The following is a 1188-nucleotide window of genomic DNA, read 5'->3' on the forward strand; positions in this document are numbered from 1 at the left end:
CTCTTCCGGACGCTTGTAGTGCAGCTGAGCTTCGTTGGTTTCAGGGTTAATGAAGTATTCGCCGTCATCCGGAGCGCCTGTCGTCAAGAAGGCCGGGTTCGTTACGGTGATCATGATTCTCCAGTCATCCGCGTCCAGTGTCAGCGGAATCGTCGGCTTGCCGTCGATCGTCGGATGTTTGTCTTTGTATTGCTGGAGAACGTTTTCAAAATCCTTAACGGTTTTTACTTCCGGATAACCAAGCTCTTTCAGGACGGCATTCTGGATTTCAAATCCGCCGCCGGCGTCAAAGTACTGCTGATCCACCGCTCCGTTCGTCGGAAGCACATAGATGGATTTATCTTCATTGCTGTACGGCAGACGGTTCATGTACTTGCCGTATACCTTCTTGAGGTTTGGTGCGTACTTGTCGATCAAATCGGTCAGGTCGATCATCGCGCCGGCTTCCACCAGTTTGTCGACGTCGCCTTTGGCGAAGATAAAATCAGGATAGTCGCCGCTCGCAGCCATCAGGGATATTTTATCGGTGCCTGCGCCGGATACGGCATACTCCGCATTGATGGTCACGCCAGTTTTCTTCGTAATTTCTTTACCGACTTCATCCTGCATCTTGTTCCAGTTCGGGCTGGCATCAGCGCCAAAGAACGAGAACGTGATCGGGCTCGTATCGTCTGCCTTCGCATCCTGCGCTGCATTGGAAGACGAGCTGCCGGAATCGGCGGATTTGCTGTCGCCCCCTGAGCTGCTGCAGCCTGCGGAAACGAGCAGCACACTGGCGAGGAGCAGCATTCCAAACTTCTTCTTTGTGTTTCCCTTCATGTGAATCATATCCCCCTTCATTACTAATGGAATTACTTCGTGCTGCATTCAAGAGCCGGCATTGCATCAACGTCGTACGGACGCTGGGCACTGCCGCATGTTGTGCCGAAACCTAGATGAATTGAATACGTTTACAAAACTCAGATAACTAAACTTCCTCACTTCACATCTCTGGTTTCTTGTTCGACTCCACCTCTTTGTTTAAAACGTTTTCGAAAACAGCCTGCAGGGAAAATGTGTAATGAAAGTGCTTTCATATTTGAATCATAAAAGATTTAAAAACGACTGTCAAGTCATTTTAATACATATTTTTAAAATTATTTTTTGATATGTTCACGATTAATAATTCTCAAAAAAACACTGATAAAA

General features: G+C 47.5%; 1 protein-coding gene. It reads right to left on the reverse strand.

Going from position 1 to position 1188, the window contains the following annotated elements; all coding sequences use genetic code 11:
- The coding region (locus CPT76_RS02435) for an extracellular solute-binding protein (RefSeq protein WP_146116135.1) at nt 1–819 on the reverse strand (819 nt) is incomplete at its 3' end.
- Nucleotides 820–1188 lie beyond the last annotated feature (369 nt).

It is taken from the genome of Paenibacillus sp. AR247 (genome assembly GCF_002968895.1).
GTDB classification, from domain to species: domain Bacteria; phylum Bacillota; class Bacilli; order Paenibacillales; family Paenibacillaceae; genus Paenibacillus_AQ; species Paenibacillus_AQ favisporus.